Raw genomic sequence first — 26,237 nt, 5'->3', positions numbered from 1 at the left:
CCCCCGCACGGTGGCTGGCGCGGGGGGATGGTACGTCCGGGAAACGGGCCGGAGCGTGTCGTGGTCGCGATTTCGCGGGGTGTCAGTCCGCCCGGTGCTCGGCGGCCAGGTATTCCTCGCTCTGCATCTCGATCAGGCGCGACTCCGTGCGGCCGAACTCGGCACGCAGGCGCTGGCCGTCGTACAGCTCGGTGATCGGCGCGGCGGCGGAAAGGATCAGCTTCACGTGGCGGTCGTAGAATTCGTCCACCAGCAGCACGAAGCGGCGGGCCGCATCTTCGCTGTAGATGGAGAACTGCGGCACGTTGGAGACGATCACGGCCGGGCCGCTCTTGGCGATCTCGATGTAGTCGGAAACGGCGCGCGGCCCTTCGCACAATGCATCGAAGTCGAACCACAGGATGTTGTCGGCGCGCTTGCGCACCGGGATCGGGCGGTCGTTGACCGTGATCTCGCCGCCTTCGATCGTGTCGCCCTGTGCCTGCGTGGCGAAGATACGCGCCAGCGAGCGCTCGGCCTCGACGCTGGGCGGCGTGAAGTACACCGGCGCCTGGGTGAGCGCGCGCAGGCGCCAGTCGTGCGAGGAGACCATCTCCACCACGTGGCAGTACTGCTCGATCAGCGCGATCGCCGGCAGGAAGCGCGCACGCTGCAGGCCGTCCTTGTAGAGGTTCTGCGGCTGCGTGTTCGACGTGGTGACCAGGCTGACGCCGCGCTCGAACAGGGCTTGCAGCAGCGTGCCCAGGATCATCGCGTCGCCGATGTCGTTGACCAGGAACTCGTCCAGGCACAGCACGCGGCAGCGCTCGGCGATGCCGTCGGCCACTTCCAGCAACGGATCCTGGCGATTGCCCAGTTCGCGCAGGCGTTGGTGCACCTCGCCCATGAAGCGGTGGTAGTGCCGGCGCAGCGCCACGCCCTGGGGCAGGCTGGCGACGAAAAGGTCCATCAGGAAGGTCTTGCCGCGGCCTACGCTGCCCCACAGGTACAGGCCGGGCACCGCTTCGCGCGCCTCGCCGGCGAGCAGCGACTTCAGTCGTCCGAACAGGCCATTGCCACCGGCGCTGGCCTGGGCGGCGGACAGCTCCGCATGCATGCGGTCGAATTCGGGGAGCACGGCCAGCTGCGCGGGGTCGCATTCCCAGCGGTGCGCGGCGACGCCTTCGTGGTAGCGCGCGCTGGGCGCGATCGTGGATGTATCGCTCATGGGAAACCGGGGAAGGCAGTCAGCCGCGCTTGGGCGGCAGCCAGTCCTGCACGACGTGCTTGATGGCGCCGCGCAGGTCCATCAGGCGGCGATGAAAAAAGTGCCCGGTCTCGGGCATGCGTACGAGTTCGGGCTTCTTGGCGAGGCTGTCGATCCAGTCGAACACTTTCTTCGGCTCGACCACTTCGTCTTCCTCGCCCATCACCACCAGCCACGGGCACTGCGGCAGCGCGAGGGTCTCGAACGCATAGCGGTCGGCGGGCGGGGCGATGCTGATCAGCGCGTCGGCCTTCAGCACCACCGCATTGCGCAGGCTCACGTAGCTGCCGAAGGAGAAGCCGGCCAGCCACAGCGCATCGCCTGGCCGCACCTTGCGCACCCAGCGCACCACCGCGGCGAGATCGTCGCTCTCGCCGTTGCCGTCGTCGTAGCTGCCTTCGGAAGCGCCGGTGCCGCGGAAGTTGAAGCGCACGGTGTCCACGCCGAGCTCGCGCAGGCTGCGCTCCACCATGGTCACCACCTTGTTGTGCATGGTGCCGCCCTGCACGGGATTGGGGTGGCAGATCACCGCCACGCCGCGGCGCGCTTCGGCAGGGTCGGCCACGCTGGTGATCGTTTCGAGCTTGCCGGCCGGGCCTTGGAGCGCGAAGCTGGCCTCTTCTCCGGGGAATTGATCCGGATCGTTGGGGAAGGCGATGGGAGTCATGCGCAGGATGATAACCGCCGGGCCGGCCCGCCGCCCGTCCGCGCGGGGGCCGGCGGCATGAACCATCTGGCCCACGCCCTGCTGGCCGGCGACGAGGAAGCGCTGCGGCTCGGCGGCATGCTCGGCGACTTCGTGCACGGGCAGCCTGATCCGGAGCGCTTTCCGCCGCGGGTGATCGATGGCATCCGCCTGCATCGCGCGATCGACGTCTATACCGACAGCCACGCCGAAGTGGCCGCGGCCAGGCGCCTGTTGCCGCCGCCGTTCCGGCGCTTCGGCGGCATCCTGCTGGACATGTGGTTCGATCACGAACTGGCGCGCGATTTCACGCGCTGGAGCGGGCAACCGCTGGATCCCTATTCGGACCAGCTGCGCGCGCTGCTGCACCGGCACGACGCGCTGCTGCCCGACGGACTCAAGCGCTTCCGCAACTATATGGACGCGCGGAACCTGCCGGCGGCCTACGCCGATCGCACCGAGATCGGGCGCGCATTGCAGGGCCTGTCCGGGCGGTTGAGCCGGGCCAATCCGGTCGGCATCGCGCTGCCCGTGCTGGTCGAACTGGAGCAGCCGTTGCGCATGCACTTCGAGGCGTTCTTCCCGCAGCTGCTCGTTTTTGCGGCGGACTGGATCGCCGAGCGCTCTCCGTCCGATACCGCGCAGGCATGAAAAAAGCCGCCCTGGGGCGGCTTCTCTCATCGCGGTTTCGCGAACGAGGCTTACTTGGCCTGGTCCACGATCCAGTGCACGGCGTTCTTCACCTGCTCGTCGGTGAGGGCCGGGTTGCCGCCCTTCGCCGGCATGAAGTTGCCGTCCGGACCGTGGTAGCCCTCGATGGCGTGCTTGACCAGCGTGTCCAGGCCCTGGGCGATGCGCGAACCCCAGGCGCCCTTGTCGCCCAGCTTGGGCGCGCCGGCGACGCCGGCGGTGTGGCAGCTGTGGCAGAGGTTGTCGTAGATGGTCTTGCCGTCGGTGCTGCCGCCGTAGGCGACCTGCGAAGCGGCGGCCTTCGCGGCGGCCTCGGCCGCGGCCTGCATGGCGGCGCGGCCAGTGTCGCCGGCGTACACGGCACCCGCCGGGGAGATGCGCTCGGCCACCTTCTTGGCCGCTTCCGGGTTGATTTCCTTGGGCTCGGCGTCGTAGATCATCCACGCACCGCCGATCAGCAGCAGCGTCAGCACACCCAGGCCAGCGATCAGCAACGAGAAGCTGCGCATGAAGCTCTGGTCGGATTTGGTCATGGAACCGCTCACGCAAGTACTCCCGGTTTCGGTGGGCGAACCGTCGGGCCTGGCCGGACCGCGGGTTCAGGCAAGAAGCCCGGGATTATAGACGAACGAAGCGCCAAGTCTGCCAGGCGTCCCGCGGCCGCCCCGATGAGGGAACCAGGGCGCCCGCGCCCGGTCCATCGCCGGGAACGGACACCGTGCCGACATCGTCGGATCGCATAGTGGCGCGGGATCCCTGCCATCGGTCATGCGCTACCCCTGTCAACTGGCATTGTCCAATATCGTTGAACTGCCCCTATCCTTTCGCCGTCGTACCAATCAGGCGTGCAGCCGCGCGCGGCGGGTTCGGGTGGCCCGCCTTTCATCCAGGAGTTTCTTCATGTCGCGTTTTTGGAAGATCGCGCTGATCGTCATCGCCGTGATCGCGGTGGGAGCGGTCGGTTTCCGTGTGATGCACAAGTCCGGCGGCGGCCAAGGCGGTCCCGGCCAGGAGGCTGGCAACGGCCAGGGCGGCCCGGGCAAGGGCGATGGCAAGGAGGCGCCGGTGCCAGTCACGGTCGAGCCGGTGGCCAAGCGCGACGTGCCCGTCTACCTGACGGCGCTGGGCACGGTACAGGCGCTGAACACGGTGACCATCAATCCGCAGGTCTCCGGCCAGCTGATGACCCTGAACTTCACGGAAGGCCAGGAAGTGAAGAAGGGCGACGTGCTCGCCCAGATCGACCCGCGCACGTTCCAGGCCAACTATCAGCAGGCCGTGGGCAAGAAGGCGCAGGACGAGGCGCTGCTGGCCACGGCGCGCGCCAACCTGGTGCGCAGCCAGAATCTCGCGCCGCAGGGCTACATCTCCAAGCAGGACCTGGACACCCAGCGCAACCAGGTATTGCAGTACCAGGCCGCGGTCGAGGCCGATGCGGCCGCCATCGCCAGCGCGCAGGTGCAGCTGGGCTTCACCAAGGTGCTGTCGCCGATCGACGGCGTCACCGGCATCCGCGGCGTCGACCCGGGCAACCTGGTCACCACCACCAGCAGCATCGTCACCATCACCCAGCTGCATCCCATCTACGTGATGTTCACGCTGCCGGAGCAGAACCTGGAGATGGTGCGCAATGCCGTGCGCGGCAGCGGCGAGCCGCTGCAGGTGACCGCGCTGGACCGCGTCGATGCCCATCCGATCGCCGAAGGCGGCGAGCTGAAGGTGATCGACAACCAGATCGACACCACCACCGGCACCTTCCGCCTGCGCTCGCAGTTCACCAACGAGAAGAACGACCTGTGGCCCGGCCAGTTCGTCAACGTGCGCCTGAAGGTGCGTACCGTGGCGGGCGGCCTGGTGATCCCGTCGCAGGCGGTGCAGCGCGGCCCGGATGGCGACTACGTCTACCAGGTGCAGGGCGATGCCACGGTCAAGATGCAGCCGGTGAAGGTCGCCGGCGAGGTGGGCGACAGCCACGTGATGATCGGCTCGGGCCTCAAGGAAGGCGACCAGGTGGTCACCGAAGGCCAGTTCCGCCTGAAGCCGGGCAGCAAGGTGAAGGCGCTCAAGCCCGGCGAAGTGCCGGCCGCGCCGACCGCCGAGGAACTGCAGCAGCAGAGCAAGAAGGGTCAGCAGCGCGGCGGCGGTCGCCGCGGCGGCTAAGCCAAACCGGCCGGGCGCGCGCTTGCAGCGCGACGCCCGGCGCCACGTGCGGCGCAGAGACGCGCCGCGCCTTGAAGTCCACAACGGACGGCCATCCAGGTAACCATGGGATTCTCGACGCTCTTCATCCGCCGGCCGATCGCCACCTCGCTGCTGATGGTGGCGGTCATGCTGCTCGGCATCCTGGGCTACCGGCAGCTGCCGGTGTCGGCGCTGCCGGAAATCGACGCGCCCAGCCTGGTGGTCACCACCCAGTATCCGGGCGCCAGCGCGTCCACCATGGCGGCGCTGATCACCACCCCGCTGGAGCGCAACTTCGGCCAGATCTCCGGCCTGACGATGATGACCTCGGACTCGTCCGCGGGCCTGTCGACCATCGTGCTGCAGTTCGCCATGGATCGCGACATCGACATCGCCGCGCAGGACGTGCAGGCCGCCATCAACCAGGCCAAGGGCACGCTGCCGAACAATCTGCCGTATCCGCCGGTGTACAACCGCGTGAACCCGGCCGACGCGCCGATCCTCACGCTCAAGCTCACTTCCGACAGCCTGCCGCTGCGTGAGGTCAACAACTACGCCGACTCGATCCTGGCGCAGAAGCTCTCGCAGGTGCAGGGCGTGGGCCTGGTGTCGATCGCCGGCAACGTGCGCCCGGCCGTGCGCATCCAGGTGAATCCGGCGCAGCTGTCCAACCTCGGCCTGACCATGGAGGACGTGCGCAGCGCGCTCACCCAGGCCAACGTGAATGCGCCCAAGGGCACGCTCAACGGCAAGACCCAGAGCTACAGCATCGGCACCAACGACCAGCTGGTCGACGCGGCCGAGTACAAGACCACCATCATCAGCTACAAGAACGGCGCGCCCGTGCGCCTGTCCGACGTGGCGCGCGTGGTCGACGGCGTGGAGAACGACCAGCTCGCCGCCTGGGCCAACGGCAAGCCGGCGGTGCTGCTGGATATCCGCCGCCAGCCGGGTGCCAACATCGTGCAGACGGTCGAGCACATCCGCGCAATCATGCCGGAACTGCGCAGCGTGCTGCCGGCGGACGTGCACCTGGATGTGTTCGCCGACCGCACCATCACCATCCGCGCGTCGGTGGAGGACGTGCAGTTCACGCTGATCCTCACCGTCTTCCTGGTGGTGGCCGTGATCTTCGTGTTCCTGCGGCGCCTGTGGGCGACGATCATTCCATCGGTCGCGGTGCCGCTGTCGCTGATGGGCACCTTCGGCGTGATGGCCTTCGCCGGCATGTCGCTGGACAACCTCTCGCTGATGGCGCTGACCGTCGCCACCGGCTTCGTGGTGGACGACGCGATCGTGATGATCGAGAACATCGTCCGCTACATCGAGCAAGGCAAGAGCGGCAAGGAGGCGGCGGAGATCGGCGCCAAGGAAATCGGCTTCACGGTGCTGTCGCTGACCGTCTCGCTGATCGCCGTGTTCCTGCCGCTGCTGCTGATGCCCGGCGTCACCGGACGCCTGTTCCACGAGTTCGCCTGGGTGCTGACCATCGCGGTGGCGATCTCCATGCTGGTGTCGCTGACCCTGACGCCGATGATGTGCGCCTACCTGCTCAAGCCGGACGCGCTGCCGGAGGGCGACGACGCGCACGAGCGCCACGCCGCCGCCGGCAAGCAGACCGTGTGGTCGCGCACGGTGGACCTGTACGACCGCACCCTGGGCTGGGTCCTCGCGCACCAGCGTTTCACCATCTTCGTCGCGCTGGTCACCGTGGTGGTGACGGTGTTCCTCTACGTCGCGATTCCCAAGGGCCTGCTGCCCGAGCAGGACACCGGCCTGATCACCGGCGTGGTGCAGGCGGACCAGAACGTGGCCTTCCCGCAGATGGAGCAGCGCACCCAGGCCGTGGCCGAGGCCTTGCGCAAGGACCCGGCGGTCAGTGGCGTGGCTGCCTTCATCGGCGCCGGTTCGATCAACCCCACGCTCAACCAGGGCCAGCTGAGCATCGTGCTGAAGGATCGCGGCGACCGCGGCGGACTGGGCGACATCCTGCCGCGCCTGCAGCAGGCGGTGTCCGGCATCCCGGGTGTCGCGCTGTACCTCAAGCCGGTGCAGGACGTCACGCTGGACAGCCGCGTGGCGGCCACCGAATACCAGTACTCGATGTCCGCGGTGAACTCGGTCGAGCTGGCCGGCTATGCCAATCAGATGACCCAGGCCATGCGCCAGCGGCCCGAACTGGCCGACGTGGACAACAACCTGGCCGACAGCGGCAACGCGCTGAAGCTCACCATCGACCGCGAAAAGGCCAGCCGCCTGGGCGTGCCGGTGCAGACCATCGACGACACGCTGTACGACTCCTTCGGCCAGCGCCAGATCTCGACCATCTTCACCCAGCTCAACCAGTACCGCGTGGTGCTGGAAGTGGCGCCGGAGTTCCGCACCAGCCAGGACCTGCTCAACAAGCTCACCGTGCGCGGCAACGGCAACGGTGCGCTGACCGGCAGCAACGCCACCACGTTCGGCCAGGCGGCGTCGAGCAACTCCGCCACGCCTTCGGGTATCGGCAACACTGGCAACATCGGCTTCCAGGTCGGCGCCGGCGGCACCATTCCGATCGCCTCGCTGGCCAGCGCGCAAGTCACCAGCGCGCCGCTGGTGGTCAGCCACCAGCAGCAGCTGCCGGCGGTGACGTTGTCGTTCAACGTGGCGCCGGGCTATTCGCTGTCCGACGCGGTCAAGGCCATCCACGAGCTGGAGCAGCAGCTGAACTTCCCGGCGCAGGTGCGCGGCCAGTTCATCGGCAAGGCGGCGGAGTTCTCCTCCTCGCTGGGCGATGAAGTGCTGTTGCTGCTCGCCGCCATCGTGGTGATCTACATCGTGCTGGGCGTGCTCTACGAGAGCTACATCCACCCGCTGACCATCATCTCCACCCTGCCGCCGGCCGGCGTGGGCGCATTGCTGGCGCTGATCCTGTGCGGCATGAGCCTGTCGGTGGACGGCATCGTGGGCATCGTGCTGCTGATCGGCATCGTGAAGAAGAACGCGATCATGATGATCGACTTCGCGATTGAGGCGCAGCGCACCGGCATGAGCGCTGCCGAGGCGATCCGCCGGGCCTGCCTGCTGCGCTTCCGCCCGATCATGATGACCACCGCCGCGGCCATGCTCGGCGCGCTGCCCCTGGCGCTGGGCAACGGCATCGGCGCGGAGCTGCGCCGGCCGCTGGGCGTCTCCATCGTCGGCGGCCTGCTGTTGTCCCAGCTCGTCACTCTGTACACGACGCCGGTGATCTACCTGTACATGGAGCGGTTCTCCGAATGGCTGAAGGTTCGTCGCGAACGCCGTGCGCTGGAACGCGCGGCCACCGGCGGAAGCGCGGCGGCGTGAAGCCGCCCGACCGGCCGGCCGGAGCGCGCTGCGAAACGAGGGGTGGGGCCGTGAGGCCCCGCCCCTTTCGGCGTCCTGGGGCGGCAGTTGCCATGGCACCCGATCAACCGATGCGGCGCTGGCGCGTTGAGCATGACGGACTCCGCTTCACCCGTTCCCTACGCGGGACCGGCCATTCCCCCGCTACGCTAACCGCATGAACATCTCCGGCCCGTTCATCCGCCGCCCGATCGGTACCTCGCTGCTCGCCATCGGCGTGTTCGTGCTCGGGATCATCTGCTACTCCCTGCTCGGCGTAGCCGCGCTGCCGGAGATCCAGTTCCCCGTGATCTTCGTGCAGGCCAGCCAGGCCGGCGCCGACGCCAACACGATGGCCTCTACCGTGGCCGCGCCGCTGGAGCGCCACCTGGGCCAGGTGCCGGGCATCGACACCATGCGCTCGCGCAGTTCCGAGGGCAGCACCGCGGTATTCATGATCTTCCAGAGCGGTCGCAACCTGGACTCGGCCGCGCGCGACGTGCAGGCGGCGATCAATGCCGCCCAGCCGGATCTGCCGACCGGCCTCAACAGCCCGCCGAGCTACCAGAAGGCCAATCCGAACGACGACCCGATCATCGCGTTCGCGCTGACGTCGGATACGCAATCCGCGGCTGCGCTCTACAACGTCGCCGATTCGCTGCTGGCGCAGCGCCTGCGCCAGCTGGACGGCGTGTCGTCGGTGGACATCGCCGGCGCGGCCACGCCGGCCATCCGCGTGGACCTCAATCTGCGCGCGCTCAACTCGATGGGCTTGTCGCCGGATCAGGTGCGCAATGCGCTGATCGCCGCCAACGTGACCTCGCCGCAGGGGTTCCTGTCGAACGGCCTGACCACCATGGCGATCACCGCCAACGACAACCTGCATTCCGCCGAGGAATTCGCCGACCTGGTGATCGCCATGCGCAACGGCACGCCGGTGCGCCTCTCGGACGTGGCCAAGGTCTACGCCGGCCAGCAGGACGCGTACCAGGCCGCCTGGTTCCAGGACAAGCCGGCGGTGCTGATGTACGTGTACAAGAAGTCGGACGCCAACGTCATCGCCACCGTGGACGCGGTGCGTGACCTGATCCCGACGCTGCGCGGCTTCCTGACGCCAGGAACCACGCTGACTCCGTATTTCGACGGCACGCCGACCATCCGTGCCTCGCTGCATGAAGTGCAGGCCACCTTGCTGATCAGCCTGGCCATGGTGGTACTGACCATGGCGCTGTTCCTGCGCCGGCTGGCGCCTACCCTCATCGCCGCGGTGGCCGTGCCCCTGTCGCTCGCCGGCGCCTTCGTATGCATGTACGTGTTCGGCTATACGCTCAACAACCTCACTCTGCTGGCCCTGGTGATCGCGATCGGCTTCGTGGTGGACGATGCCATCGTGGTGATCGAGAACGTGATCCGGCACATGGACGAGGGCATTCCCCGGCTGCAGGCCACGCTGCTGGGCGCGCGGGAGATCGGCTTCACCATCGTCTCGATTACCGCCTCGCTGGTGGCGGTATTCATCCCGCTGCTGTTCGCCAGCGGCTTCGTCGGTCTGTTCATGCACGAATTCACCCTGACGCTGGTGGCCGCCATCGTCATGTCGATGTTCGTGTCGCTGACCCTGACGCCCTCGCTGTGCGGGCGGTTCCTGCGCGCGCACGACGACCAGAAGCGCAAGGAGCCTTCGCGGCTGGATCGGGCGCTTGATCGCTTCCACGGCGGCATGCTGGCCATCTATACGGCTGCACTCAATTTTTCGTTGCGCCACGCACTGCTGTTCGCGCTGACGCCGCTGGCGCTGATCGTGGCGACGGTGTTCCTGGGCAGCGCCGTGCGCACCGGCCTGTTTCCCCAGCAGGACACCGGCCTGATCTGGGGCCGCTCCACCTCCAGCGCCACGGTGTCCTTCGGCGAGACGATCAGCCGCCAGGAGCGCATCACCGCGATGCTGCTGGCCGATCCGGCGGTGAAGTCGGTCAGCTCGCGCCTGGGTACCAGCCGCACCGGCACCAGCGGCTCCTTCAGCATCGAGCTGAAGACCCGCGCCGATGGACGCCGCGAGACCACCTTCCAGGTGCTGGACCGGCTGAGCGCCAAGGCGGCGAAGTATCCGGACCTCAACCTGCGCCTGCGCCCGCTGCAGGACCTGCCCAGCGGCGGATTCGGCGGCGGTGGGCAGGGCGCGCAGTACCAGATTTCGCTGCAGGGTAATGACGTCAACGAATTGCAGGAATGGCTGCCTAAGCTGGTCAACGAGCTGAAGAAGAACCCCAAGCTCAAGGACGTGGGCTCGGACATCGACGATGCGGGCCTGCGCCAGAACATCGTCGTCGATCGCGACAAAGCCGCGCGCCTGGGCGTGGGCATCGGCACCATCGACAGTGCGCTGTACAACGCCTTCGGCCAGCGCCAGGTCTCCACCATCTATTCGGACATCAATCAGTACAAGGTGGTGCTCAACGCGCTGCCCAACGAGACGGCTACGCCGGAGGCAATCAACCGCATCTACGTCTCCAGCAACAAGGGCGAGATGGTGCCGCTCACCGCCTTCGCGCGGCAGGAACCCGGGGTGGCGCCGTCCACCATTTCGCACGAGGACCAGTATTCGACGATGGACCTGAGCTTCAATCTCGCGCCTGGCGTGAGCATGGGCGAGGCGATGCAGATCGTGCAGGCGACCATCTCGAACATGCGCATGCCGGGCGACATCCGGCTCAACGTCGGCGGTGATTTCCGGCGTTTCCAGCAGTCGCAGAGCGGCATGCTGTTGTTGCTCGCGGCGGCGATCATCACCGTGTACATCGTGCTTGGCATGCTCTACGAGAGCCTTATCCACCCGGTGACGATTCTTTCGACCTTGCCGGCGGCCGGCATGGGCGCGTTGCTGGCGCTGTGGGTCACGGATACGGAGTTGTCGATCGTTGCGCAGATCGCACTGGTGCTGTTGATCGGCATCGTGAAGAAGAACGCGATCATGATGATCGACTTCGCCCTGGTTGCGCAGCGCGAGCACGGCAAGTCGCCGCTCGAGGCGGCACGCGAGGCCTGCATCGTGCGCTTCCGGCCGATCATGATGACGACGATGGTGGCGATTCTCGCGGCCTTGCCGATCGCGATCGGGTTGGGCGAGGGGTCGGAGTTGCGGCGGCCGCTGGGTATCGCGCTGATCGGCGGTTTGTTGATCTCGCAGAGTTTGACGTTGCTGAGTACGCCGGCGTTGTATGTGATTTTCAGTTGTCTGGCGGATCGGTGGAAGGTGCGGCGGGCGCGCCGGCGTGAGCGCGCGGGGGCGGTGGTGCGCGCGTCGTGAGCGGCGCTTGGTGGTCCCGCGGGGACTGGTCCACGCCCTCGCGTAGCTGGTTGCCAGCCTTGTCTCGCCCGGAGGGCGAGGGTTTCGCTCTCCTGCCGGAGAGCGAGTTACTTCTTCTTGCTTGCCCAAGAAGAAGTAACCAAGAAGAAGGGCCCCCTGCGCGGCGCCCTCCGCAGCCTACGCTGCTCCGGGTGCGTTGAGGGCTGGCCGGGCTTTTCGATCGGGCATCCATGCCCGAATCGAAAAGGCGGGGACGTCCTGTCCCCGCCCGCCTGCGGCGGCCTGATCGTCCAGCCCTCACCGCCGCGAAGGGAACCCGGGAGATCAAGAGCCGTACGGAGCGTCGCTTCGCTCGCTCTTGCTTGGTCGTTGGCTGCTTGCCGCGGTACCTCACTTCGCCTTCTCCCCTCTGGGGAGAAGGCGGGATAAGGTGTGGGTGCTGGCGAAAAACCCCACGCCAGTGTCACCGAGCCCCCGCAATAACGGCACGTTAACCCCCGAGCCGGAACACTGGCCGCTCCTTACGGGAAGGAGGAGTGTTCGATGGGCAATGAAACGGGAAAACCCGATTTCTCCAATGTGCAGAGCGAGGTCCGTTCGACGGCGCCCGATGCGCCCAAGGCGGACTTCAGCAATGTGGAGAGCAAGGTCGCTTCGACTGCGCCGGATGGCGAGCAGACCTATACGGTGCAATCCGGCGACAACCTCTCCAAGATCGCCAAGCACTTCTACGGCAGTGCCGATTGGAAGCGCATCTTCGATGCCAACCGCGACCAGCTGAGCAACCCTGACCTGATCAAGCCCGGTCAGGTACTGAAGATCCCCGCCAAGGACTGAAGAGGAAACGACGCATGAAGATCACCCGTACCGCTTACCTTGCTGCTTTCGCCCTGACCGCGGCGGTCGCCCTGTCCGCCTGCGGCAAGAAAGAAGACGCCACGGCGCCTACCGCCGCGCCGCCGGCCGCGAGCGCCACCGCGGCGCAGCCGGCTACGCCCGCCGCGCCGGCACCGGCGCCGGCAGAGGCCGTCAGCCTGGCATCCATCGATCTGGGCAGCGCCGTGGGCGCGGACCAGAAGGTCACGACCGCCACCACCACGTTCAGTCCGAAGGATTCGATCTACGCCGCCGTCAGCACCACCGGCAGCGGCAACGCCACTATCGCAGTGAAGTGGACTTACCAGGACGGCCAGACGGTGAAGGAAGACAGCAAGACCATCGCGCCGACCGGCCCGGCCACCACCTCGTTCGAGATCAGCAAGCCGGATGGCTGGCCTGCGGGCAACTACAAGGTGGACGTCACCCTCAACGGGCAGCCGGCGGGGACGAAGGACTTCTCGGTGAAGTAAGTTGATTTCTTCGAGAAAAAAGCGCGGGACGACCGCGCTTTTTTCTACATGTGATTGGTAGGTGACGCACGATTGTCACAAGTCTATGTTCATGTGCTGGTGAGTAAGGACTATCGATAAGGAAAGGAGGCTGTGTATGTCGTCGATCAGGTGGATGCTGGCATTGATATTGCTTTTCCCGTTAATGGGGTGGGCACAATCTGCCAGCCCGCAATATTTCGGTTACTTCTACAACGATGCTTCAAGTTATAACAGCAGCGCGACCTCGTTCAGCGAGAACTATAATCGCATCAATCTGTATCACATCGATATGTGGGCTGGTAATACGACGGCGGCCGGCAGGGATGGTACGACGACGTATGTACTCTCGCAGCTGGAACAGGCCCGCATAAACGGGGTGAAAGCCATTATTACGGCGACGCCGTTCGTATTTCAGTACAACGCGTCCGGCCAATGGCAGGCCGAACCCAACGCAAGCGCTGTGTGGTCAGCCTTCGTCGATAGGCTGATATCCGCTGGTTATCTGATTCCGGGCAATCCGCAGCTCAGTACTGTGGCCGCAATCTACCTCATCGATGAGCCGGAGCTCTCTGGTCTGTACGACCAAGATGGTGCTGCACACCCGGCAATGATCAATGCCATCAACGCGATACGTGGCAATCCAGCAACTGCCTCGGTGCCGCTTGCAATGATTCTGACGCCGGGGTTCGTCAACATGCCCAATACCGTCACGCTGACGGATTGGGTAGGTTTCGATGACTATGGTGCAAGCGATGCTCGGTGGGACCAGGAGTACGACCAGCTCAAGTCGATGCTTGCACCGAACCAGCGCACCATCCTCGTTCCCAAGGCATCAAGTGGCTGTGATGTTGGTGGTGGTAGCAGCTACCCCAATCCGTTCAAGTTCTATGACCTGATGCTGGACGACCCGACGGCGATCTGGCTGTCACCGTTCCGCTGGTTTAGCCCTGACGTCAACTGTCCCGGCGTACGGGATATTCCCTCGCTTACTACGCCTTACAATCAAATAGGTCAAACTTTCAAACAATGGTCAAATCCGGTCATAGGTAACTTGGATGGCATCGCCTATTCAGGTGGAGACCCGATCCTGAGTGGCTGGTCGTGCACAAAGGGTGTCCCGCAGTCGATCTATGTCGACGTCTATGTCGGCGCTCCTTATGGAGCCGGCGGCATCTATGTCGGTCGTTATCTGGCCAATGCAGCCAGCGAACCGGCAGTGGCTAGCAGTTGTGCTGTTTCCGGTGGGAATTACCGATTCGCTATTCCGTTAACCACGCAGATCAGAACTCAGTACTTCGGTAAGAAAATTTACGTATACGGCATAGCGACCTATAACGGCAATAACAATGCCGTAGGTAATTCTGGAAACATCGTCGTGCCTTGACTTGAGGATGGCGTTATTCGCGGGGATATGACCTCGGCGTGATCGGTGGCATCGGAAGGGCTTCGCGTCGCCGGCATATCTCGCCTCTGGCGGTTTGGCATCGCGCCGGCCGCCAGTATCAGTAATGGAAGGGCAGGTTGAGGCGCGTTATCCCTGGCGAGCCGGCATGGCATTGGGTTGAATGGTGCTCGGTCGAGCGGTTGTGTTGCCCACGTTATCGCAAAACGTTTTGCATGCTCCTTCTCGCCGCTGGGACTGGCATCTAAGGCATGCGGTTCCATAGCTTGACGTACGGTACGTCCGAGATCAGCAAGCCGGACGGCTGGCCGACAGGCAACTACAAGGTGGAGATCACCCTCAACGGGCAGCCGGCGGGGACGAAGGAGTTCTCGGTGAAGTGAGCGCTGCCGGAGGGCGTGTACGCGGCTGGGGCGCGGCATGGCCGCGCCCCAGCTCGTTCAGGGCCGCTTCGGCAGGTCGCGGCAAGGCGGCGCGGGTCCCGAAGGTGGCCCGGCGGCAGGCAGCACGTCCGGCACGGTGATCTCCCCGCCCTCCGTGCCGGCATAGAAGACGATCAGCGTGACGGGCTCGGCATCGGTTCGGCCGCGGTGCACCTGGTCCACCAGCTCGGGCAGCACCTCGCCCGCGCCGATCGAGCACGAGGCGCCGGGTTCGTCGCCCTCGCCGCGCTTCTCGACCGTGATCGAGCCTTCCTGCACGTAGGCGGCATTGATCACCGGATGGTGGTGCCAGCCCAGCGCGCTATGGGCGGGGATGCGGATGCGCAGCACGGTGACCTGCGGCTGCCCGCGGCCGTAGGCCGGATACGGCTTGCCGTCCCAGGAGCGCGTGGTCTTGAGCAGGACCTGGGTGTCGGCCGTGGCGGCATGGCCGGGCGGTGCGCCGGCCACCAGCAGCGTGGCGGTCAGCAGGGGGAGGATGATCGATCGGCGGGGCATGGCCTCTCCTGGTATCGGGCAAGGACGGTCCCGGCGGCGAGACGTTCGCCATCCTCCGGCACCGCGCGTGAAGGATCCATCCGCGCGCTGTGCGCCGGGGGGCGGCGCATCGGCGCATCGCTCCATACCGCGCCGTACGCCTGCTTCCTCCGGAGCATCGTGCAAGAACTGCCCGCCGGTTTCGCTGCCTGGACGAAACCGCGACAATGCTTGGCTTTCGCGGAGCCCGCCGCCATGTGGTCGGTTCCGCCCGCCGCCGGTCGGCGACTTCCTCCCTGTAAACGTCGTTGCAAGAGGCCATCGCAGATATGTCCAACACCCCCAAGATCATCTACACCCTCACGGACGAGGCGCCGTTCCTTGCAACGCAATCGCTGCTGCCCATCGTCAAAGCGTTCGCCGACACGGCGGGCATCGCCGTGGAAACGCGCGACATCTCGCTGGCCGGCCGCATCCTGGCGCAATTTCCGGACTTGCTGAAGCCCGAGCAGAAGATCGCCGACGATCTGGCCGAACTGGGCCAGCTGGCCACCACGCCGGACGCCAACATCATCAAGCTGCCCAACATCAGCGCCTCGGTGCCGCAGCTCAAGGGCGCGATCAAGGAACTGCAGCAGCAGGGCTACGCCTTGCCGGATTACCCGGACGAGCCGAAGAACGACCAGGAGAAGGACGCCAAGGCGCGCTACGACCGCGTCAAGGGCAGCGCGGTGAACCCGGTGCTGCGCGAAGGCAACTCCGACCGCCGCGCACCGCTTTCGGTGAAGAACTACGCGCGCAAGCACCCACACAAGATGGGCGCGTGGAGCAAGGATTCGAAGTCGCACGTGGCGCACATGGACGGCGGCGATTTCTACGGTAGCGAGAAGTCCGTGACCGTTGCGCAGGCCACCTCGGTCAAGATCGAGTGGACCGGCAAGGACGGCAAGAGCGTCGTGCTCAAGGACAAGACCGCGATCAGCGCCGGCGAAATCATCGACGCCGCCGTGATGAGCCGCAAGGCGCTGGCCGCCTTCATCGACGCGCAGGTTGCGGACGCGAAGGCCCAGGGCGTGCTGTTCTCGCTGCACTTGAAGGCCACCATGATGAAGGTCTCCGATCCGATCATGTTCGGCATCGTGGTGAGCGAGTTCTACAAGGACGTACTGGCCAAGCACGCCGACACGCTCAAGCAGATCGGCTTCGATCCGAACAACGGCATCGGCGACCTGTACGCCCGCCTCAACGCGCTGCCGACCGACAAGCAGGCGGAAATCACCGCCGACATCCGCGCCGAGTACACCCGTCGCCCCGCGCTGGCGATGGTCAACTCCGACAAGGGCATCACCAACCTGCACGTGCCGAGCGACGTGATCGTCGACGCGTCCATGCCCGCGATGATCCGCGACTCCGGCAAGATGTGGAACGCCGAGGGCAAGCTGCAGGACGTCAAGGCGGTGATCCCGGATCGCAGCTATGCCGGCGTGTACCAGGCGGTAATCGAGGACTGCAAGGCGCACGGCGCCTTCGATCCGGCCACCATGGGCAGCGTGCCGAACGTGGGCCTGATGGCCCAGGCGGCCGAGGAATACGGCTCGCACAACAAGACCTTCCAGATCGCCGGCGACGGCGTCGTACGCGTCATCGACGAGGCAGGCAACGTACTGCTCGAGCAGAATGTCGAAGCCGGCGACATCTGGCGCATGTGCCAGACCAAGGACGCGCCGATCCAGGACTGGGTGAAGCTCGCCGTCACCCGCGCGCGCCTGAGCGGCACGCCGGCCGTGTTCTGGCTGGACCCGGCCCGCGCGCACGACACGCAGCTGATCAAGAAGGTGGAGCGCTACCTCAAGGACCACGACACCAGCGGCTTGGACATCCGCGTGATGTCGCCGGTCGACGCCACCCGCTTTTCGCTGGAACGCATCCGCAAGGGCCAGGACACCATCTCGGTGACCGGCAACGTGCTGCGCGACTACCTCACCGACCTGTTCCCGATCATGGAGCTGGGCACCAGCGCCAAGATGCTGTCGATCGTGCCGCTGATGGCCGGCGGTGGCCTGTTCGAGACCGGCGCGGGCGGTTCGGCGCCCAAGCACGTGCAGCAGTTCCTGGAAGAGGACTACCTGCGCTGGGATTCGCTGGGCGAGTTCCTCGCCTTGGCTGCCTCGTTCGAGCACCTGAGCAACCGCTATGGCAACGCGAAGGCGGGCGTGCTGGCCAAGGCGCTGGACCAGGCCAACGGCAAGATCCTCGACAACAACAAGTCTCCCGCCCGCAAGGTCGGTGAGCTCGACAACCGCGGCAGCCATTTCTACCTGGCCATGTACTGGGCGCAGGCGCTGGCCGAGCAGAACGACGACGCCGAACTGAAGGCGACGTTCACGCCGGTGGCCAAGGCGCTGACCGAGAACGAGGACAAGATCATCGGCGAACTCAACGGCGCGCAGGGCAAGGCGGTGGACGTTCACGGTTACTACCATCCGGACATGGGCTTGCTGAGCAAGGCCATGCGTCCGAGCGCGACGTTCAATGCGGTGGTGGACGCGTTGGCGAAGTAAGCGGTATCCAGGCGGTGAAAGAATGGGCGCCTTTGGGCGCCCGTTCTTTTTCCGGAAAGGTGCCGGTAAACCGGCGGTCTCCTGCGGGCGATCTTCCATGACGCCCGACCAGTGCTACACAGCGAACGACACCACCGTGGACTGCAAGCCTTGCAGCTTCTCCGCATCGTCGATCGCCTGCTCCAGCGCATCGAACGCAAACCGATGAATCTCCACCGCATCCAGCGATAGCAGTCCCGCGCGCACCAGGGATACCAGCGCCAGGTAGTCGGCGCGCGTGTACATGAAGTGTCCGATCAGCTCCCAGTTGTTGAGCAGCATCTGCCCGTAAGGCACCGGCAGCTCGGTCTGCATGCTGCCCATCAGCACCAGGCGGCCCCCGCGGCGCAGGGCATGGAGCGCGGCGAGCGTGCTATGCGGATCGCCAGCCTGGCCGACCATGTCGAAGGCCAGGTCGACACCGCCAATCGCGGCCGAGCGGATCGCCGCCGTGTCCTGTTCTACGTCTCCGCCAAGCACCACAGGCACCACGCGCCCCTGGCCGAGTTCCACCAGCCGTTGCAGCGGCGCGGGGCGCCGACCGATCGCGATCACCTTGCCCGCGCCCATCGCCAGCGCAGACAGCACGGCGCCGGCGCCGAAATTGCCGCCCGCGCCATTCACCGCGACGGTTTCGCCCGCGGCGAGCCGGCCACGGCGCAAGCCGCCGAAGGGGATCGCGAATTTCGATAGGACGGCCAGCCGTTCCGCAGCCAGATGATCCAGCCCATCGAGCGGCACCAGGACGGCGGCCGGCATCTCGCTCAACTCGCGCAGCGTGCCGTGCGGGAAGGCGGCCAGCATGCCGGCGCTGTCGGCGCTGATGCCGGTCAGGCCCAGCAAGGCCTGCGCCGGCTCCGCGGCGGCTTCGTCGGCCACCCAATAGGGGTTGAGCGCCACGCGCTGGCCCGGGCGGAAGTGATGCACGCCTGCTCCCATGGCGACGACCGTGCCGATGCCATTGGTGCCCGGCGTGAACGGCAACGGCGGATAGGCGTAGGGCAACTTGCCCTGCAGATAGGCGCGCGTATAGCTGAGCAGGGGCACCGCTTCCATCTTCACGAGTACGGCGCCGGGACGCACCTGCGGCGGCTCCACGTCGCGCAAGGCGAGCGGCTGGCCGGGATGTTCGAGGAACCAGGCTTGCATGGCGAATCTCCTTGGTGAGGTCTGGTTGCCACCTTAGGGAGCGCCGACCTATCTTTGAAATGAATATCGAAGATAGGACCTATCAACATGGTTGATCTTCGCGGTATCGACCTGAACCTGCTGGTGACCCTCGACATGCTGCTGGCCGAGCGCAACGTCACCCGCGCGGCGACGCGGCTGCATCTGACCCAGCCGGCGGTCTCCACCCAGCTGGCGCGCCTGCGCCGCGTCTTCGGCGATCCGCTGCTGATACCCGCCGAAAGCGGGCGCGGCATGGTGCCGAGCGCCTATGCGCTGGCCATGGCCGAGCCCCTGCGCGCCGCGCTGAAAGACCTGGAATCGGTGCTGCGCTATCGCGCTGGCTTCGACCCGCGCGAAGCGAAGCGTCGTTTCGTGATCGCGGCCAGCGATAACGCCACCTCGGTGCTCGGCATCCGCCTGATGGAAGCGCTCAGCCGTGAGGCGGGCCCCGGCGTGGCCGTGGCGTTCGTGGTGCCCGAGCTGCAACGCATCGCCGCGCAGCTCGAAAGCGGCGAGGTGGATCTGTTGCTGGGTTCGGAGCGTATGGTCCCCTCGGCGATGAAGGCGCGGAAGCTCTACGACGAACGCTTCGTCCTCGCCCAGCGCAAGGGCCACCCGCGCGGCGCGCGGCCGCCGACTCTCCCTGGCTATTGCGCCTTGCGCCATGTGCTCGTGTCCACTAGCGGCGGCAGCTTCCACGGATTCATGGACGAACATCTGGAGGCGCTGGGTCGCAAGCGCGACGTGGTGGCGTCCGTGCAGAGCTTCGCGATGGCGGTGGAGCTGCTGTGCGCGACGGACTGTGTCGCCACGCTGCCGGCCCGCCTGGCCATGCGCCATGCGGATCGGCTCGACAGCTTCAGGCTGCCGTTCAAAGCGCACGGCTTCACGCTCTCGGCGGCGTGGCATCCGCGCAATCATGCCGACCCGGGCTTGCGCTGGCTGTTGGAGCGCGTCAGCGGAGCGGTGGCCTGAGCCGACCGCCACCGGACCGTTGCCGGAGCTTCCCAATGGCGCCTTCACGTTTTGCCCGCGAGCGAATCATGGGCGCGCTCCCTGCCACTAGACTCCACGCATGAACGACGGCACCGCCATGACCCGCTACCAGTTGGCCGAAGTCGGCGCGTTGCTTGCCGAGCCGGCGCGGGCGGCCATGCTGTTGGCGTTGTCCGATGGCACCGCGCGTCCGGCGGGCGAGCTCGCGCGCGTCGCTGGCGTCGGCGCGGCGACCGCCAGCGCGCATCTGAAGCGTCTGCTCGATGGCGGCCTGCTGGCCTTGCATGCGCAGGGCCGGCATCGCTATTACCGCCTCGCCAACGAAGAGGTGGCAGCGATGCTCGAAGCGTTGGCCATGCCCCGTGCCTCCAGCGCGGCCGCGCTCAAGCCCGCAGCCGACGCCGCGGTGCGCCGCGCGCGCACCTGCTACCGCCATCTGGCCGGGCAGCTTGGCGTCGCGCTATGCGAGTCGATGCTCGCGCGTGGTTACCTGGAAACGGCGAGCGAAGGCCTGCGCCTGCTGCCGGTCGGCGCGGCGGCGCTGATCGCTGCCGGCCTGGAAGCCGGGTCCACCGATGGACTGCTGCGCCTGCACGGCCGCGGATGTCTGGATTGGACCGAGCGGCGCCTCCACGTCGGTGGCCCGCTCGGCGTAGCGATGACGGCGTCGATGCTCGATGCCGGCTGGTTGCGCCGCGCATCGCAGGGCCGTGCGCTGGTACCCAGTGCGGACGGCCTGCGGCGACTGTCGACGCTCGGCGTGCGGCTGGAGGAGGAGGCGTAGGCCGGGACAAGCCCCAACCTGCGCCCCCGCATGCCGCGGCTTACTCCGCCTTCTTGCGGCCGAACAGCTTGGCCAGGGCGGCGCCGAGCGCGATCACACCGGCTACCAGCACTTTCTTGAAGGCCAGCAGTATCGCGCCGAGCTTGGCGAACAGGCCGGCCTTGGCCGCGATGCCGCCCGCCACCAGCGCGCCGATGCCGTAGGCGGCCGCCTTGTCGGTCTTGGCGTTGTAGTCGGTGTAGCGCTCGCCGTCGTTGAACTCGGTCATCTCGAGCACTTTCGGCATATCGGCGCGCACCTGGGCGAGCTGGTCCATCGGCGCCAGTGCATTGAGCGAGAGATAACCCCGGCGGCCGAGCACACGAATGTCGTAGTTGAGCGAAGCGCCTTCGTCGGCGCCGTCGGCCTTCTTGAAGCGCAGGTTGCGCGCCCAGTACAGCTTGTGCGTGGACGCATCGTAGTGCGGCGCCTCGGCCCAGCCGACCAGTTCGACGGCGGGGTAGCCCTGCTTCAGGCGTTCCTCGTTGTCGTCCTTGGCGGAGGCCTGCATCTCCTTGAGCATCTCGTTGTAGTCGATCTTGGCGGCGTCTTCGTCCGACACGTAGCCTTCGTCGACGAAGGTCACCACCACCGCCCAGGCCTTGTCGTCGAGCAGGACCTTGGTGTCCTCGCTGGGCAGGATCATGCCCAGCACTTCGTTGTCCGGCGGGTTGTTCCACAGGCGGGTCAGCACATCCTGCGCTTCCTTGGCCGGAAGGAAGCTATAACCCCTCTCCAGCTTCAGCGTGGCCTGCGCGCCGGGAATGGCGACGTTGCCGGTGGCCGGATGCAGCGACTGGAGGAAAGCCTCGGTCTCGGTGGACGCGGCTTCTTCGCTCGCCGGTTCGTCGGCGGGCGCGGCGAGGAGCGGCGAGGTCCATGCGAAGGCGGCCAGCAAGCCGAGCGCCGGCAGGAGTCTGGTTTTCATGTGCGGGTCCCTGGGTATCGTCCGTTGATGAGCACGCGCGAGCGGGTCGCGCGCGTAGCCACCGCGTCCCTCTGGCGCGATGGAGCGCCGATTTTCGCAGCGGCGGTAATGGTTTGCCAACCGCCGGCCGGAGGCGATCCCGCCCAATGGCGCCCGGTAGGGCATCGTTATGGCGAGGTTGCGATCTGCAGGGCGGTGCGTTTCATTCCGGTTTCGGCGAACGCGTGCCCAGCCGCCATGCGCAGCATCGCCGGGCTGACATGGTGCCGGTGCACCCGTTCGATCAGCGCGATGTAGACGTGGCCGAACAGGTTCCTGCAATGCACGCGCGTGCCTAGGCTCAGCTCGATATGCGCCACGTCCACCACGCGTACCGCCACGCAGGAGCGGAAGCGCAGATGCTTGTCGTCGGCGCCGAGAATGACCTGGGCGTGTCGCTCCTGCACCGATTGCGCGAGCACCGGAAAACGCCCGTCGAAGGTGTCGGTCGCATGGCGCGACAACAGCGACGACACCGGGCAGCCTAGCGGTGACGTACGCAGCCCCAGTGGACGCACCAGTGCGTTGCGCAAGGCCATCATGCGCGACACGCTGGCCGGCGGATTGTGCAGGAAGCCGTCGAGCAGTGCGGCGAGCAAGCGTGGTGCGCCCATCTTTGCCAGCGCTGGGGCATGCAGCCGGATGCGCACCATGTCCTCGTGCTGATAGGTGGTTTCCAGCTGTCCGCGCAGCAGCGAGTCAGCGGGCGTCTCGATGGCCTGGACCGGCATCCGCCCATGCGTTTCCCGGAGAAAGCCGCTCGCGCGGCGACAGGCCGCAAGCATGCCCCGCAGCCGGCCCAGCGTGCTCCGTGCCCATCGGCACAGCCGGCTTTGCAGCGAGCCCGGGGCGGCATCCAGCGCAAGCGCTATGGTGGGAACGTCTTCGGGCGAAGGAGGATTGGCCGCCAGCCATGCGACGACGGCATCGGGCAGCGTTTCGGTGAGCGAGGGGATCGAAGCCTCCCCCGCGAGCACCTGTCGCCGCAGCGTGTCGCTGAGCTCCCCGCCGAGTTCATTGGTGTGGCAGGAGATGGCGAACAGTGCCGGGTGTCCGCTCTTGGCATTCAATGGGGCGAACTGGTGCCAGGTTTCCCCGTCGAAGCGCACGGTGAACAGACAATCCGGCGGGATATTCACATGGTGCAAGCGGCGCCCGAAGCATCCGGGATCCTCGGCCAGCTCGCCCGGCGTCGCCGCGGCGAAGCGGAGCTGCGCGCCGCCGCTGCCGGAAATGGCGGTAAAGACGCGATGCCCGGCGTGCCGGTGAAACGGGTGGCCTTTGGCGCCTACCGCGAAGGTGTAGAGCGCGGTGGCATCGCCGCGGGCGAAATCGCTGCCGCCCAGCCGGGTGGAGGGTTCGTCCAGCGCGTCGACGAAGGCAGGGTGGGCACGCTGGCGCGCCGAGGCACCGGCGTGCAGCTGGTCGCCGACACCGTGACCGAGCTGCGCGATCAGCGTGACTTCCACCGGCAGGCCGCCGGTGGGCGAGGGAATCGACGTGCCTGGAAATGTGCCGACGCTCCGTGCCTGTATCGCCATGACGCACTCCTCCTGGGCGGCGCGCGGCGCCACCGGATGAACATCCTTCTTGCGTTCCCCTGACTTCCGTCCGGCGCCCGTCAGGTCGCCTTGCGCGCAGCGAGCCGGCGGGACTCGCGCTTCAGCGGGCCGGCCTTGGGGCAGACCTCGAAGGCGAAACCGGTGAGCGTATTCACCAGGTTGTCCTTGTTGAGCCGGTACACCACGTACTGGCCGCGCCGCTCGCTGCTCACCAGGCCGGCGCCTTCCAGCACGGACAGGTGCCGCGAGATCGCCGGCGCGCTCATCGCGAAACGGCTGGCGATCTCGCCGGCCGTCAATTCCTGGGCCGAAAGATAGGCCAGGATTTCACGGCGAGGGCGGGATGCCAGGGCTTCGAAGACGAGATCGACGGCCATCAGCTCTTAAGCAATTAACGAAGTTGCTAAATGTATAGCCCCGGCGCCCCGCCGGGTCAAGCGCCGGATGAGGCGTCGCTCGAAAATGGAATCACCACTGCGTGCGATGCGGCAGCAGCCCCTTCAACTCCGCGTCGGTGAGATTGCGCCACTGTCCCGGTTTCAGGTGCCCGAGCTTGACGTTGACGATGCGCACGCGGCGCAGCTGCGTGACCCGGTAGCCGAACGCGGCAGCCATCAGGCGGATCTGCCGGTTCAGCCCCTGCGTCAGCACGATGCCGAAGCCGAACTTGGCGATCTTGCGAGTGCGGCAGGGCTTGGTCATCTGGCCGTGAATGCGCACACCCTTGGCCATGCCGGCGAGGAATTCCTCAGTGACCGGCTTGTTCACCGCCACCAGGTATTCCTTCTCGTGGTTGTTCTCCGCGCGCAGGATCTCGTTGACGATGTCGCCGTTGCTGGTGAGCAGGATGAGGCCTTCGGAATCCTTGTCCAGGCGGCCGATCGGGAAGATGCGCTGCGGGTGGTCGACGAAGTCGACGATGTTGCCGGATACGCTCTGGTCGGTGGTGCAGGTGATGCCCACCGGCTTGTTCAGCGCGATGTAGACGGCACGCTTGGCCGCCGGTGTCGCCGCCAGGATGCGCGGCTTGACGATCTCGCCATCCACGCGCACCTCGTCGCCTTCCAGCGCCTTGGCGCCGGTGGTCACCACCTCGCCATTGATGGTGACGCGCCCGGCCAGCAGCAGCTCGTCCGCCTCGCGGCGCGAGCAGATCCCGGCCTCGCTGATGTATTTGTTGACGCGCATGGACAGCCTTACGAACGCAGGCCCACGCCCCGCTTGAGCAGGTACAGCGCGATCGCCGCCAGGCCGGCCACGAAGACCAGCATCACCGCGAAGGCGACGCCGATGCTCACGTCACTCACGCCCAGCACGCCGAAGCGGAAGGCGTTGACCATGTACAGGATCGGGTTGACGCGCGAGATGCTTTGCCACGGCTCGGCCAGCATGTTCACCGAATAGAACACGCCGCCCAGGTAGGTCAGCGGGGTGAGCACGAAGGTCGGCACCAGGGCGATGTCGTCGAACTTCTTGGCGTACACCGCATTCACGAAGCCCGCCAGCGAGAAGATCGTCGCGCCCAGCAGCACCGAGGCGAAGGTGATCAGCGGATGCACGACCTGCAGATGGGTGAAGAACAGCGCGATCACCAGCACCAGCGCGCCCACGATCATGCCGCGCGTGACGGCGCCGGTGACATAGCCCAGCAGGATCACCCAGTTGGGCATCGGCGACACCAGCATCTCCTCCACCGCGCGGCTGAACTTGGCGCCGAAGAACGAGCTGGAGATGTTGCCGTAGCTGTTGGTGATGATGCTCATCATCACCAGGCCCGGCACGATGTACTGCATGTAGGTGAAGCCGCCTTCGATGGTGCCGATGCGGCTGCCGATCAGCTTGCCGAAGATCACGAAGTACAGCGTCATCGTGATCGCCGGTGGGATCAGCGTCTGCGTCCAGATGCGCATGATGCGCACGATTTCGCGGCGGACGATGGTGCCCAGGGCGACGAGGTTGCCGGAGGCGTTCATGCGACCTGCTCCTGTGCGGCCTTGGCGCTGCGGCCCTGTTCCACCAGGCGGACGAACAGTTCTTCCAATCGGTTGGTCTTGTTGCGCATCGAGGTGACGGTGACGCCGTGCGAGGACAGTGCGGTGAACATCGAGTTGAGGTCGTGCGCGCGCGACATTTCCGCTTCCAGCGTGTGGTCGTCCACGCGGCGCAGGTTCACGCCGGCCAGCGCCGGCAGTTCGCCGGGCACGTCGGCGACGTCGAGCACGAAGGTCTCGGAGTCGAGCGTGGCGAGCAGGCGCTTCATCGTGGTGTTTTCCACGATGGTGCCGCGGTCGATGATCGCTATGTTGCGGCACAGCTGCTCGGCTTCCTCCAGGTAGTGCGTGGTGAGGATCACCGTGGTGCCGGCGGCGTTGATGCCGCTGACGAACTGCCACATGGAGCGGCGGATCTCGATGTCCACGCCCGCGGTGGGCTCGTCGAGGATCAGCAGCTTCGGCTCGTTCATCATCGCGCGGGCGATCATCAGGCGGCGCTTCATGCCGCCGGAGAGCGTGCGGGCCTGTTCCTGGGCCTTGTCCCACAGGCGCAGCTCGCGCAGGTACTTCTCCGCGCGTTCCGTCGCGACGCGGCGCGGGATGCCGTAGAAACCGGCTTCGTTCACGCAGATGTCGAACGGCTTCTCGAACACGTTGAAGTTGATTTCCTGCGGCACCAGGCCGATCAGCTGCATGGCCTTGCCGCGCTGCTGGTTGACCGAGACGCCGAAGATGCGCGCGTCGCCGCTGCTGGCGTTGACGAGCGAGGAAAGGATGCCGATCAGGGTGGACTTGCCCGCGCCATTGGGGCCGAGCAGGGCGAAGAAGTCGCCCGGTTCCACGGTCAGGCTGACGCCCTTGAGGGCTTCGACGCCATTGCCGTAGGTCTTGCGCAAGTTGTCGACGACGAGTGCGGGTGCGGATGAGGATGGCTGGGTGGGCATGGGCTGCACCGAAGGGGCCAGCCTCTTATTAT

General features: G+C 66.4%; 22 protein-coding genes. 11 read left to right on the top strand and 11 right to left on the bottom strand.

What is annotated here, in order from left to right; all coding sequences use genetic code 11:
- Window positions 1-82 precede the first annotated feature (82 nt).
- Both zapE and RKE25_RS21940 read right to left on the bottom strand, forming a co-directional pair.
- A complete protein-coding gene (gene zapE, locus RKE25_RS21945) occupies window positions 83-1,207 on the bottom strand; it encodes a cell division protein ZapE (protein WP_311840209.1) in 1,125 nt (374 codons plus the stop codon).
- 19 nt (window positions 1,208-1,226) lie between these two features.
- The gene (locus RKE25_RS21940; RefSeq protein WP_311840208.1) at window positions 1,227-1,913 is read right to left on the bottom strand and encodes an alpha/beta fold hydrolase; all 687 of its coding nucleotides are present in this window, start codon (window positions 1,911-1,913) and stop codon (window positions 1,227-1,229) included.
- A 57-nt stretch (window positions 1,914-1,970) separates the two neighbouring features.
- Here RKE25_RS21940 and RKE25_RS21935 point away from each other — a divergent pair, with 57 nt between their 5' ends.
- A complete protein-coding gene (locus RKE25_RS21935) occupies window positions 1,971-2,582 on the top strand; it encodes an ACP phosphodiesterase (protein ID WP_311840207.1) in 612 nt (203 codons plus the stop codon).
- A 50-nt stretch (window positions 2,583-2,632) separates the two neighbouring features.
- On the opposite strand, the gene RKE25_RS21930 is transcribed toward RKE25_RS21935, so the two are convergent.
- The gene (locus tag RKE25_RS21930; RefSeq protein ID WP_311840206.1) at window positions 2,633-3,154 is read right to left on the bottom strand and encodes a c-type cytochrome; all 522 of its coding nucleotides are present in this window, start codon (window positions 3,152-3,154) and stop codon (window positions 2,633-2,635) included.
- 367 nt (window positions 3,155-3,521) lie between these two features.
- Between RKE25_RS21930 and RKE25_RS21925 the strand changes: the two genes are divergently transcribed.
- From RKE25_RS21925 to RKE25_RS21895, 7 genes are all read left to right on the top strand, one after another.
- Complete coding sequence (locus RKE25_RS21925) at window positions 3,522-4,781, top strand: efflux RND transporter periplasmic adaptor subunit (RefSeq protein WP_311840205.1); 1,260 nt, start codon at window positions 3,522-3,524, stop codon at window positions 4,779-4,781.
- A 105-nt stretch (window positions 4,782-4,886) separates the two neighbouring features.
- Window positions 4,887-8,132, top strand: coding sequence for an efflux RND transporter permease subunit (locus RKE25_RS21920; RefSeq protein ID WP_311840204.1), 3,246 nt, complete (start codon window positions 4,887-4,889; stop codon window positions 8,130-8,132).
- Window positions 8,133-8,328: 196 nt separating this feature from the next.
- Window positions 8,329-11,457 (top strand): efflux RND transporter permease subunit, encoded by a 3,129-nt coding sequence (locus RKE25_RS21915; protein ID WP_311840203.1) that lies wholly within the window; start codon window positions 8,329-8,331, stop codon window positions 11,455-11,457.
- Window positions 11,458-12,000: 543 nt separating this feature from the next.
- Window positions 12,001-12,294 (top strand): LysM peptidoglycan-binding domain-containing protein, encoded by a 294-nt coding sequence (locus RKE25_RS21910; RefSeq protein WP_311840202.1) that lies wholly within the window; start codon window positions 12,001-12,003, stop codon window positions 12,292-12,294.
- Window positions 12,295-12,308: 14 nt separating this feature from the next.
- Entirely contained in the window at window positions 12,309-12,806 is a 498-nt protein-coding gene (locus RKE25_RS21905; RefSeq protein WP_311840201.1) for a hypothetical protein, read from the top strand.
- A gap of 136 nt (window positions 12,807-12,942) precedes the next feature.
- Window positions 12,943-14,211 (top strand): hypothetical protein, encoded by a 1,269-nt coding sequence (locus RKE25_RS21900; RefSeq protein ID WP_311840200.1) that lies wholly within the window; start codon window positions 12,943-12,945, stop codon window positions 14,209-14,211.
- 269 nt (window positions 14,212-14,480) lie between these two features.
- On the top strand, window positions 14,481-14,612 hold the full coding sequence (locus RKE25_RS21895) for a hypothetical protein (protein ID WP_311840199.1): 132 nt from the start codon (window positions 14,481-14,483) through the stop codon (window positions 14,610-14,612).
- 57 nt (window positions 14,613-14,669) lie between these two features.
- Here the strand turns inward: RKE25_RS21895 and RKE25_RS21890 are convergent, their stop codons facing one another.
- The gene (locus RKE25_RS21890; protein ID WP_311840198.1) at window positions 14,670-15,170 is read right to left on the bottom strand and encodes a cupin domain-containing protein; all 501 of its coding nucleotides are present in this window, start codon (window positions 15,168-15,170) and stop codon (window positions 14,670-14,672) included.
- Between the two features lie 308 nt (window positions 15,171-15,478).
- Between RKE25_RS21890 and RKE25_RS21885 the strand changes: the two genes are divergently transcribed.
- Window positions 15,479-17,710 carry an NADP-dependent isocitrate dehydrogenase gene (locus RKE25_RS21885; RefSeq protein WP_311840197.1) on the top strand — a complete coding sequence of 744 codons (2,232 nt, stop codon included), beginning with the start codon at window positions 15,479-15,481 and terminating at the stop codon, window positions 17,708-17,710.
- Between the two features lie 114 nt (window positions 17,711-17,824).
- Here RKE25_RS21885 and RKE25_RS21880 read toward each other — a convergent pair whose 3' ends face one another.
- Window positions 17,825-18,898: a zinc-binding dehydrogenase gene (locus RKE25_RS21880; RefSeq protein ID WP_311840196.1), complete on the bottom strand. Its 1,074-nt coding sequence runs from the start codon at window positions 18,896-18,898 to the stop codon at window positions 17,825-17,827.
- A gap of 87 nt (window positions 18,899-18,985) precedes the next feature.
- On the opposite strand from RKE25_RS21880, the gene RKE25_RS21875 reads away from it, so the two are divergent.
- Both RKE25_RS21875 and RKE25_RS21870 read left to right on the top strand, forming a co-directional pair.
- Window positions 18,986-19,894: a LysR family transcriptional regulator gene (locus RKE25_RS21875; RefSeq protein ID WP_311840195.1), complete on the top strand. Its 909-nt coding sequence runs from the start codon at window positions 18,986-18,988 to the stop codon at window positions 19,892-19,894.
- A 100-nt stretch (window positions 19,895-19,994) separates the two neighbouring features.
- Entirely contained in the window at window positions 19,995-20,699 is a 705-nt protein-coding gene (locus RKE25_RS21870) for a metalloregulator ArsR/SmtB family transcription factor (protein ID WP_311840194.1), read from the top strand.
- Between the two features lie 40 nt (window positions 20,700-20,739).
- Here the strand turns inward: RKE25_RS21870 and RKE25_RS21865 are convergent, their stop codons facing one another.
- The 6 genes from RKE25_RS21865 to RKE25_RS21840 all read right to left on the bottom strand — a co-directional run bounded on the left by RKE25_RS21865 (window position 20,740) and on the right by RKE25_RS21840 (window position 26,205).
- Window positions 20,740-21,666, bottom strand: a complete 927-nt coding sequence (locus RKE25_RS21865) for a DUF2167 domain-containing protein (RefSeq protein ID WP_311840193.1) — start codon at window positions 21,664-21,666, stop codon at window positions 20,740-20,742.
- 167 nt (window positions 21,667-21,833) lie between these two features.
- Window positions 21,834-23,246: a DUF2867 domain-containing protein gene (locus tag RKE25_RS21860; protein WP_311840192.1), complete on the bottom strand. Its 1,413-nt coding sequence runs from the start codon at window positions 23,244-23,246 to the stop codon at window positions 21,834-21,836.
- Window positions 23,247-23,326: 80 nt separating this feature from the next.
- Window positions 23,327-23,644 carry a metalloregulator ArsR/SmtB family transcription factor gene (locus RKE25_RS21855; protein ID WP_311840191.1) on the bottom strand — a complete coding sequence of 106 codons (318 nt, stop codon included), beginning with the start codon at window positions 23,642-23,644 and terminating at the stop codon, window positions 23,327-23,329.
- Window positions 23,645-23,735: 91 nt separating this feature from the next.
- Complete coding sequence (locus RKE25_RS21850; RefSeq protein WP_311840190.1) at window positions 23,736-24,455, bottom strand: pseudouridine synthase; 720 nt, start codon at window positions 24,453-24,455, stop codon at window positions 23,736-23,738.
- A gap of 8 nt (window positions 24,456-24,463) precedes the next feature.
- Window positions 24,464-25,240: an ABC transporter permease gene (locus RKE25_RS21845; protein ID WP_311840189.1), complete on the bottom strand. Its 777-nt coding sequence runs from the start codon at window positions 25,238-25,240 to the stop codon at window positions 24,464-24,466.
- Window positions 25,237-26,205 (bottom strand): ABC transporter ATP-binding protein, encoded by a 969-nt coding sequence (locus RKE25_RS21840; RefSeq protein ID WP_311840188.1) that lies wholly within the window; start codon window positions 26,203-26,205, stop codon window positions 25,237-25,239. The genes RKE25_RS21845 and RKE25_RS21840 overlap by 4 nt, the downstream gene beginning before the upstream one ends.
- Window positions 26,206-26,237 lie beyond the last annotated feature (32 nt).

The organism is Dyella sp. BiH032 (genome assembly GCF_031954525.1).
Taxonomy (GTDB): Bacteria; Pseudomonadota; Gammaproteobacteria; order Xanthomonadales; family Rhodanobacteraceae; genus Dyella_D.
The sequence above is the reverse complement of the archived record's forward strand: the minus strand, read 5'-3'. Positions and strand labels throughout refer to the sequence as shown.

Coding starts and splice junctions, on each gene's coding strand:
- RKE25_RS21855 (WP_311840191.1), bottom strand. CDS start 23,644: ATGGCCGTCGATCTCGTCTTCGAAGCCCTGGCATCCCGCCCTCGCCGT.
- RKE25_RS21895 (WP_311840199.1), top strand. CDS start 14,481: ATGCGGTTCCATAGCTTGACGTACGGTACGTCCGAGATCAGCAAGCCG.
- RKE25_RS21875 (WP_311840195.1), top strand. CDS start 18,986: ATGGTTGATCTTCGCGGTATCGACCTGAACCTGCTGGTGACCCTCGAC.
- RKE25_RS21920 (WP_311840204.1), top strand. CDS start 4,887: ATGGGATTCTCGACGCTCTTCATCCGCCGGCCGATCGCCACCTCGCTG.
- RKE25_RS21915 (WP_311840203.1), top strand. CDS start 8,329: ATGAACATCTCCGGCCCGTTCATCCGCCGCCCGATCGGTACCTCGCTG.
- RKE25_RS21885 (WP_311840197.1), top strand. CDS start 15,479: ATGTCCAACACCCCCAAGATCATCTACACCCTCACGGACGAGGCGCCG.
- RKE25_RS21900 (WP_311840200.1), top strand. CDS start 12,943: ATGTCGTCGATCAGGTGGATGCTGGCATTGATATTGCTTTTCCCGTTA.
- RKE25_RS21930 (WP_311840206.1), bottom strand. CDS start 3,154: ATGACCAAATCCGACCAGAGCTTCATGCGCAGCTTCTCGTTGCTGATC.
- RKE25_RS21860 (WP_311840192.1), bottom strand. CDS start 23,246: ATGGCGATACAGGCACGGAGCGTCGGCACATTTCCAGGCACGTCGATT.
- RKE25_RS21925 (WP_311840205.1), top strand. CDS start 3,522: ATGTCGCGTTTTTGGAAGATCGCGCTGATCGTCATCGCCGTGATCGCG.
- RKE25_RS21850 (WP_311840190.1), bottom strand. CDS start 24,455: ATGCGCGTCAACAAATACATCAGCGAGGCCGGGATCTGCTCGCGCCGC.
- RKE25_RS21845 (WP_311840189.1), bottom strand. CDS start 25,240: ATGAACGCCTCCGGCAACCTCGTCGCCCTGGGCACCATCGTCCGCCGC.
- RKE25_RS21840 (WP_311840188.1), bottom strand. CDS start 26,205: ATGCCCACCCAGCCATCCTCATCCGCACCCGCACTCGTCGTCGACAAC.
- RKE25_RS21880 (WP_311840196.1), bottom strand. CDS start 18,898: ATGCAAGCCTGGTTCCTCGAACATCCCGGCCAGCCGCTCGCCTTGCGC.
- RKE25_RS21870 (WP_311840194.1), top strand. CDS start 19,995: ATGAACGACGGCACCGCCATGACCCGCTACCAGTTGGCCGAAGTCGGC.
- RKE25_RS21935 (WP_311840207.1), top strand. CDS start 1,971: ATGAACCATCTGGCCCACGCCCTGCTGGCCGGCGACGAGGAAGCGCTG.
- zapE (WP_311840209.1), bottom strand. CDS start 1,207: ATGAGCGATACATCCACGATCGCGCCCAGCGCGCGCTACCACGAAGGC.
- RKE25_RS21940 (WP_311840208.1), bottom strand. CDS start 1,913: ATGACTCCCATCGCCTTCCCCAACGATCCGGATCAATTCCCCGGAGAA.
- RKE25_RS21910 (WP_311840202.1), top strand. CDS start 12,001: ATGGGCAATGAAACGGGAAAACCCGATTTCTCCAATGTGCAGAGCGAG.
- RKE25_RS21905 (WP_311840201.1), top strand. CDS start 12,309: ATGAAGATCACCCGTACCGCTTACCTTGCTGCTTTCGCCCTGACCGCG.
- RKE25_RS21890 (WP_311840198.1), bottom strand. CDS start 15,170: ATGCCCCGCCGATCGATCATCCTCCCCCTGCTGACCGCCACGCTGCTG.
- RKE25_RS21865 (WP_311840193.1), bottom strand. CDS start 21,666: ATGAAAACCAGACTCCTGCCGGCGCTCGGCTTGCTGGCCGCCTTCGCA.